We start from the raw sequence: 7,745 nt of genomic DNA on the forward strand, positions 1-7,745 counted from the left end.
GGGCCTTGGGGTTGCCGGCGACGTACTGCAGGGTGCCGCCGACGCTGTCGAGGGCGACGCTCAGCAGGGTTTCCCAGCGTTCGGTGTCGGGCTCGGCCGGGTCCGGGTGGAAGCACACCACCGCCTGCTCGCCGGCGGCGCCGCAGAAGGCGTCGGCGCGTTCGACGAGGTCGGCGCGGGCCATGTTGGCGGTCATCGCCGCCAGGTGGTCGTAGCGCGCGTAGGTGGTGGAGACGTCGGCGGTGCGCTCGCCGCGCGCCTGCTGCGGGTCGACGAAGTGGTTGGTGTGCAGCAGCCAGCCGTCTTCGCGGGCCGGCACCACGGCGGTCAGCGCCGGGCTCATTTCGATGCTGGCGGCGCGCAGCTCGGCGTCGTCGCGGCTGAACACGCTGAGCACGGTGGAGGCGCTGACCCGCGCCGTGCCCACCAGGTCGATGGCTTCGCGCACGCTGGTGGCCTCTTCCAGCACCCGGCGGGCGATGGCGTGCACCGGCACGCCGGCTTCGGCGTTGTCGGCGGCGTGGTGCAGGATGTTGAAGTGCAGGCCCAGGCCGGCGCTGTTGACGCCGATCTTGCCGAGCATGCCGAACTCGGTGAACAGCTTCACCGTCAGGCCGCTGCCGCCCAGCAGCTTGAGGATCAACCCGTGGGGCACCAGGCTGTCGTGCCAGTCCCAGGTCTGCAGGCTCAGCGGCGCGGCGGCGCCGTGGGGCGCGTAGATGGCGGTGGAGCACTCGCCCTCCACCGGCTGCTGCGGCATCACCGCGAGGATTTCGGTGCGCGCGTTGAGCGCCGCCAGTTGCCACAGCGGCAGGCGTGCGCCGGCGGCCAGGCCTTCGATTTCCCGCGCCAGCGCCGGGCACCAGGTTTCCAGCGCGGCCAGGCTGGCCTCGCCGATCTGCCGCACCCGCTCGCTGGGCACGCCCACGCGGGGGAAGAAGTCGAGGTAGAGCGCGAGCGTCTGGCCGATCTGTTGCGCCCAGCGCTCGCCGATCTGCCGCCCGCGTTCGAACGGCTCGCGGGTTTCGCTGACGAAGGTATGGATTTTCACTGCAAGGCTCCTGTCGTTTCGAATCGGTTTCAGCGCTGCGCGGTTTGCGTCTGACTATAGACCTGGCGGCCGCCGAACCAGGTGCCGAGCACCCGGGTGTCGCGCAGCGCTTCGGGCGCCACGCTGAACACGTCGCGGTCGAGCAGCACCAGGTCGGCCTGCTTGCCCGGCTTCAGCGAGCCGATGCGGTCGTCCAGGCGGATCATCCGCGCGGCGTTGAGGGTGTAGGCCTGGAACATCACCTGGCGGTCGATGGCCTCGTCGGCGTTGAGCACGCCCTTCGGGCCCTTGCGGGTCACCGCCTGGTAGATGGCCTTCCACGGGTCGGGGGTGGTGATCGGCCAGTCGCTGGCACCGGCGATGGTCGCACCGTGCTTGAGCAGCGAGTGCGCCGGGTAGGTGTACATGAACACCATGGCGTCCACGTAGGGCTTGACCAGGTCGATGCTGGATTCGTCGGCGCTGGCCCAGTAGAGCTGCATGGAGGCGATCACGTCGAGCTGGCGGAAGCGCTCGAAGTCCTTCGGGTTGACCATCTGCAGGTGGGTGATGGAGTGCGGGATGCCGCTGTTGCGGTCGCGCCGCGCCTGGGCCATGCCGTTGAGCGCCTCGTGGATGGCGCGGTCGCCGATGGCGTGCACGTGCACCAGCCAGCCGCGCGCGTCGGCGGCGCTGACCAGCTCGCCGAAGTGCTTGGGGTCGATCAGCAGTTCGCCGAACTTGTGCGAGTTCTTGTAGGGCTCGAGCATGGCTGCGCTCTGCGCCGGCACCTCGGCCACGCCGTCGGCGAACACCTTGATGCCCGGCAGGGTCAGGTTGGGCACGCCGAGGAATTGTTGGCGCACCTTGTCCAGCTCGTCGAGGTCCTTCGGGGTGGCCTTGGAGTCGGCCATCAGCAGCGCGGCGACGTGGGCGGAAAGGTCGCCCTTCTCGGCCAGGGCCTTGTAGATCGGCAGCACGCCGGTGGAGGCGTTGGTGATGTCGGCGCCTGGAATCTCGTTGGCCAGTGGGTCCATCCAGGCGGTGATGCCCAGGCTGTTGTAGTAGCGCAGCGCGGCGTAGGCGCCACGGGTCAGCTCCTCGGTGGTCGGCAGCGGCAGCATGGCCTGCAGCGGGTAGAGCCCGGCGTCGACCAGGAAGCCGTTGGGCGTGCCGTCGGCGTGCACGCCGATAGTGGCTTTCTCCTCGCCCTTGAGGCTGGCGACCTTGGCCGCGTCCACCTTGGCGAGCTTGAGCATGGCCTGGTTGGCCCAGCCGGTGTGCAGGTCCCAGCCGACGAAGAGGATCGGCTGCTCGGCCCACTCGCCCTGGTTGAAGGTGTTCTCCAGCGCCGCGATGTCGCCCCAGTAGGTGGACGGCAGGCCGCCGACGCTGAGGTACTCGCCGCGCTTCGCCTTGCCGTTGTCGCGCCACTCGCGCAGCTTCTTCGCAAGCTCCGGCACCGGCAGCAGCGCGCCATCGAGGTTGGCCTGGAGCATCTGCAGGCCGCCCTTCACGGTATGGCTGTGGGAGTCGATGAAGCCGGGCATCAGCACCTTGCCCTGTAGGTCGATGACGCGGGTGCCGGCGGCCTTCAGGCGCAGCACCTCGGCGTCGCTGCCCACGGCGAGGATCTTGCCGTTCTCGATGGCCACCGCCTGTTGCAGGCCCTGGCCGGGCTCGGCGGTGTAGACCTTGCCGCCGTGGAAGATCAGCTCGGCGGCGGCCATCGTTTCCGCTGAGGAAAAAGCGCAAGCCATGGACAGCAGCGCTGGAATCAGTATTTTCATGGGTTCGCCCCGATTCTTGTTGTGTGGGAAGCAGGGTACCCAATGCCCGACGGCGCTTTAACGCCGATTTCTTGCACAACTTCTGTGCCTGACAGGAATAGATCAATGGACAAGATGACCGCCCTGACCATGTTCGTCGCCAGCGCCGACCATGGCGGCTTCAGCCGCGCCGCCGAGCACCTGGGCAAGACCCCGTCGGCGGTGACCAAGGGCGTGGCGCAGCTGGAAGAGGAACTCGGCGCCCGGCTGTTCGAACGCACCACCCGGCGCATGGCGCTGACCGAGGCCGGGCAGATCTACCTGGAAGGCGCGCGCCAGGCGCTGCTGCACCTGCAGGCGGCGGGCGCCGAGGTGGAGCAGTTGCAGAAGGAGCTGCGCGGCACCCTGCGCATCGCCGCCCCGCCCTCCTTCGCCCCGGCCTTCCTCGGCCAGGTGTGCCGCGCCTTCCTCGACGAACACCCGCAGGTGCGCCTGGAGGTGGACCTGCAGGACGAGTTCGCCGACCTGATGGAGGGCCGCTACGACCTGGCCCTGCGCGACGGCCCGGTGGACCTGCCGGGGGTGATCGCCCAGCCGCTGCTGGAGAACCACCTGCTGCTCTGCGCCAGCCCGGCGTACCTCGCGCGCAAGGGCATGGACGTGACCCTGGAGAACTACGCCGAGCACGACTGGCTGATCTTCCAGCACCCGCTGCTGAACCGGAATTTCTGGTGGGTGAACCGCGACGGCGAGCGCATCCGCCTGAAGCAGCCGGTGCCGCGCCTGGCCAGCGACAACTACGACTTCCTGCTCGCCTGCCTGCTGGCCGGCCAGGGCGTGCAATTCCTCCCGCAATGGAGCGCCCGCGCCTACCTGGAGCGCGGCGAGCTGGTGGAACAGCTACCGGACTGCTGGCGCGACCAGAGCGCCTTCGGCCCGACCATCCACGTGCTGTTCCTGCCGCACCGGCGCAATACGCGCAAGGTGCGGGTGTTCATCGAGATGCTCAGGGCGCATCTGCGGGAGAAGGGGCTGGGGTGAAGCCTTCGGCGGAGTGACAAAGGCACGGGTTCCCCGCGTTCTCGGGGATGACGAGGTGGAGAATGGTGCGTCGCTGATCCGTCACCCCCGCGAACGCGGGGCCCAGTGACGTTGGCCCGGCTCAACCCATCCTGCAAAAAACCAGGCCAGTGCTCTGTGTGGGGGCCGTCAGCGCCCCAGGTAGCGCGCGAGGATCGCCTGGTACTCGCCGGACTGCACCATCCCGCGCACGGTGTCGGCGTAGCGCTCGACGAACGCCGGGGAGTTGTTCAGCTTGCTGAAGGCGGTTTCCGCCGCGTCGCTGGAGACCACCACGGCGGTCGGCCCGATGCGTTCGCTCAGGCCGAGCTGGCGCAACTCGTAGAGACCGCTGTTCTCGTCGGCGATGATGCCGTCGAGGCGGTCCTTGTCGATCATGTGCCAGAGGTTGATGCGGCTGGGGTTGAAGTACATCCGGCTGGCGAATTCATCGTCGCCGAGCAGTTCCTGGTACGACTGGCCATAGCTCACGCCCATCTGCGCACCCAGGCGGAAGGAGGTGCCGAGCAGGTCCAGCAGGTCGTGCAGGGAGGCGCGCGCGGGGTCGCCCCGGCGCATGAACAGGATGTTCCGCGAGGGCTGCAGGATCGCCCCGGAGAAGTAGGCGTAGAGTTCGCGCTCGGGCTTGCGGAAGGCGCCGGGGAGCACGTCCAGGCGGCCGTTTTCCAGTTCCTTCAGGGCCCGCGCCCATGGCAGCTTGACCAGCCGTACCTGGCAGCCCAGGCGTTCCAGGGCCAGGCGGTTGAGTTCGACGTAGATGCCGCCCACCGCGCCGTCGGCCAGCTGCATGCTGAATGGCGGGTCGTCGTCCCAGCGCAGGGTCTTCTCGCAGGCGGCCGACACACCGGGCCAGAGGGCGAAAAGACAGGCGAGGACAGGCAGGAAGTGCGCTAGCGGTAAGGATCTTGTTACTGCACTGGACAAGGTCGCGACTCGTAGCGATCGGGGCTACGGGGCAGTCTAGAGGGTCGACGGGGGCCGCGGCTAGAGCGACATACGACCATTTCGCCAGCAATCATGACCGCTCGGTCTATTCGCGGCGCGCCGCCTGCACCAGCGCCCGCAGCGCCCAGCGGGTCACCCGTTCGGCCTCGGCGTCGTCCAGTTGCAGCACGTCCTTCTGCACCACCAGGCCTTCGATGCCCAGCAGCATGGCCAGGGCCTTGCCGAGGGTGTCCAGGGCGCCGGGCGCGAACTGCTCGCGGGCCGGCTCCAGGGCCGCTTCGATCAGCGCGCTGCGGCGATTCTGCCGCACCGGCGCCCCCTGCCCCTCGGCGCCGGCCTGGCGCAGGGAGTTGAGCAGCATCATCCGTAGCGGTTTCTCGTTGGCCAGCAGCATGCCGTGGAAGACCTCGTGCAGGCGCTCGACGCGCGCCAACGGGTCGTCCGGCGCGCCGGCGAACAGCGCCTGCGGCTCGGGCAGCGCCAGGTCCAGCGAGGCTTCCAGCAGCAGCGCCTCGACGCCGGGGAAGTAGCGGTAGGCGGTGGCGCGGGACACCAGCGCCGCCTCCGCCACTTCCTCCAGGCTCGGGTCGCGGCCTTCGCGCAGCAGGCGGCCGGCGGCCAGCAGCAGGTCCTTGCGGGTGCGGCGCTTCTGGTTGGCGCGGGCGTCGTCCATGCTCAGTCCTGGGGTAGCTGGCGGAGGATGGCGGCGAGGTCGAGCCAGACGTTCTCGCGGCGGATGGCGCCGCCGGCGTTGAATTCCACCACGTGCAGCAAGCGGAACTGCAACGGCCGGCCACGGCCTTCGAGGCCGAACGGCTGGCCCGGCGCGGTGCCGCTCCACAGCGACTCGTCCACCAGGAAGTCCGCGCCGTACAGGCGCCGCAGGCTTTCCACGCGGCTTTCGGCGAGGTCGGCGAACAGCCCGCTGTAGAACCGGCGCGCCGCCTCGCGGCCGTGCACCGGGCCGGACGGGTTGCCGATGACGTGGTGCTCCACCTCGTCGGCCAGGGTGGCGAGGACGCCGTCGACGTCGTCCTCGGCTTCGAAACGGAAGTGCTCGTCGACCTTGCGGTCCATTTGCTCGCGGGTGAGTGCCATGGCCGGAACCTCCGGGCGGGGATGAGCCTCCAGCATAATGAGACTTAAATCTCACCAAAAGACAATTGTCTCAATCGAACCCCCGCCGGCCCATCGACATTCGCCTATGGGTCGAGGCCGGCCGGTGCACGCCCTGCGAACAGCGCCATGCGCGAGGCTCCCGAGGATGGCTATCGCTTCGCTCACTCCATCCCGCTCACCCATCCCACGTAGACGCTTCGCATGCCCGGATGTTGCCGCGCAGATTCCCAATCCGAATAACCGCGCGGTTTTCATAGAAAAGCGTTTCATCGCCCGCCGGAGCCGCGTGCTAAGCCATTAGCGTCCCCTTCCCTTCGAGCGCCGTCACCCAACCCCAGAGCCCGAAGTAGAACCCCGCAGTCGCCGTCACTTGCCCGTCAGGCTCGCCACCGTTCGGCCACCCGCCGAACCCGTTCAGGAGGAACCTGGCAATGGCCACCATCATCGACGTATCCAGCGCGTGCGGCGGCAAGGCGTCCGCGCTCGCCGCGGCGGGCGTGCGGACGATCATCCGCTACTACTCCCGCGACACCATCCGCGCCTCCAAGCGCCTGGGCGCGGACGAGGCGCGCCAGCTGCTGGCCGCCGGCCTGCGCATCGGCATCGTTCACGAGGGGCGCTTCGGCGACAAGTTGGAAAACTTCGACCATGCCAGCGGCCTGGCCGACGCCGCCTACGCGCGCACCTACGCGGCGGCGAGCATCGGCCAGCCCGGCGGCTCGGCGATCTACTTCGCGGTGGACTTCGACGCCCGCCCCGCGCAGATCCGCGAGCAGATCATTCCCTACTTCCAGGGCGTGGCCGACGCCCTGGCGCAGGCCACCGGCGAGCCGGACTACAACGTCGGCGTGTACGGCAGCGGCGCCACCTGCAAGGCGGTGCTCGACGCCGGGCTCGCCCGCTGTGCCTGGCTGGCGCAATCCACCGGCTGGGCCGGCTTCACGGCCTTTTCCAAGGACCCACGGCTGACCCTGAAGCAGGGCATGCCGGTGAAGATCGCCGGGGTCGACTGCGACCCGGACAGCAGCACCGACAGCGCCGTCATCGGCGACTTCGTCCTCGCCCAGGCCGCCGCGCCGGCGCCCGCCGCCGTTGCGCAGGCGCTGCTCGGCGGCGACGGCCCGCGCCAGCGGATCAACGCCCGCAGTGGCCTGCGCCTGCGTTCCGGGCCCGGCGTGGAGTTCGACTATTCCAGGGTGCTGCCCTGCAACACGCTGGTGTTCCCGCTGAAGCGGGTGGGTGGCTGGACCGGGATCGACCTGCAGGGCGACGGGGTCATGGACGGCTTCGTCAGCAGCGCCTACCTGAGCGACGACAGCGCCCCCGCCGCCACGCCGGCCGCGCCCGCCCCGGCGGCGACGCCCTCGACACGCGCCGACGCCGCCTTCGTGCCGGAGCTGATCCGCCAGGGCAGCACCCCGGCCGGGCTCAAGGCGGCGCGGGTGACGGCGGCCAACTCGCTGCCCGGCTACCCCACCAACGGCTGCGCGGCGCACCTGAGCGCGCTGCTGCAGCACGCCGGGATCGACATCCCGATGACCTGGGGCGCCGGCAAGCTCGCGCACCTGCTGGAAAGCCGGGACTGGACGCGGATCAAGGTCGGCGCGCAGATCGCCGGGGACGTCGGCGTGTGCTTCGACAACGACCCGACCCCGGCCGGGGCCGACCATATCTACCTGGTGATCAGCACCTCCGGGGCCGACAAGATGCTGATCGCCGACAACCAGCGCACGGAAGACGCCCCGCACATCCGCTTCGCCAGCGGCCAGGGCAAGACCCCCACCGAATACTTCCTGCGCGCC

General features: G+C 69.5%; 7 protein-coding genes. 2 read left to right on the forward strand and 5 right to left on the reverse strand.

The features are described 5' to 3' along the window. Positions 1-1,051, reverse strand: a 1,051-nt coding sequence (locus P3W75_RS23345; RefSeq protein ID WP_276229690.1) for a C45 family autoproteolytic acyltransferase/hydolase, incomplete at its 3' end; no start/stop codon positions are given. Between the two features lie 29 nt (positions 1,052-1,080). Further along, positions 1,081-2,820 (reverse strand): amidohydrolase, encoded by a 1,740-nt coding sequence (locus P3W75_RS23350; RefSeq protein WP_276229691.1) that lies wholly within the window; start codon positions 2,818-2,820, stop codon positions 1,081-1,083. A gap of 105 nt (positions 2,821-2,925) precedes the next feature. Between P3W75_RS23350 and P3W75_RS23355 the strand changes: the two genes are divergently transcribed. Beyond that, entirely contained in the window at positions 2,926-3,840 is a 915-nt protein-coding gene (locus P3W75_RS23355) for a LysR family transcriptional regulator (protein WP_276229692.1), read from the forward strand. Positions 3,841-4,008: 168 nt separating this feature from the next. On the opposite strand, the gene P3W75_RS23360 is transcribed toward P3W75_RS23355, so the two are convergent. The 3 genes from P3W75_RS23360 to P3W75_RS23370 form a co-directional block, all read right to left on the reverse strand. Next, complete coding sequence (locus tag P3W75_RS23360) at positions 4,009-4,722, reverse strand: substrate-binding periplasmic protein (protein WP_276229693.1); 714 nt, start codon at positions 4,720-4,722, stop codon at positions 4,009-4,011. Between the two features lie 187 nt (positions 4,723-4,909). Next, positions 4,910-5,497 (reverse strand): TetR/AcrR family transcriptional regulator, encoded by a 588-nt coding sequence (locus P3W75_RS23365; protein ID WP_276229694.1) that lies wholly within the window; start codon positions 5,495-5,497, stop codon positions 4,910-4,912. A gap of 2 nt (positions 5,498-5,499) precedes the next feature. Beyond that, positions 5,500-5,922 (reverse strand): nuclear transport factor 2 family protein, encoded by a 423-nt coding sequence (locus tag P3W75_RS23370; protein WP_276229695.1) that lies wholly within the window; start codon positions 5,920-5,922, stop codon positions 5,500-5,502. A gap of 452 nt (positions 5,923-6,374) precedes the next feature. Here P3W75_RS23370 and P3W75_RS23375 point away from each other — a divergent pair. Continuing rightward, the coding region (locus P3W75_RS23375; protein WP_276229696.1) for a DUF1906 domain-containing protein at positions 6,375-7,745 on the forward strand (1,371 nt) is incomplete at its 3' end.

Source organism: Pseudomonas citronellolis (assembly GCF_029335315.1).
GTDB lineage: Bacteria > Pseudomonadota > Gammaproteobacteria > Pseudomonadales > Pseudomonadaceae > Pseudomonas > Pseudomonas citronellolis_A.

Excerpts from the sequence above, each read along its gene's own strand:
- P3W75_RS23365 (WP_276229694.1), bottom strand. The coding sequence starts at position 5,497 with ATGGACGACGCCCGCGCCAACCAGAAGCGCCGCACCCGCAAGGACCTG.
- P3W75_RS23355 (WP_276229692.1), top strand. The coding sequence starts at position 2,926 with ATGGACAAGATGACCGCCCTGACCATGTTCGTCGCCAGCGCCGACCAT.
- P3W75_RS23350 (WP_276229691.1), bottom strand. The coding sequence starts at position 2,820 with ATGAAAATACTGATTCCAGCGCTGCTGTCCATGGCTTGCGCTTTTTCC.
- P3W75_RS23370 (WP_276229695.1), bottom strand. The coding sequence starts at position 5,922 with ATGGCACTCACCCGCGAGCAAATGGACCGCAAGGTCGACGAGCACTTC.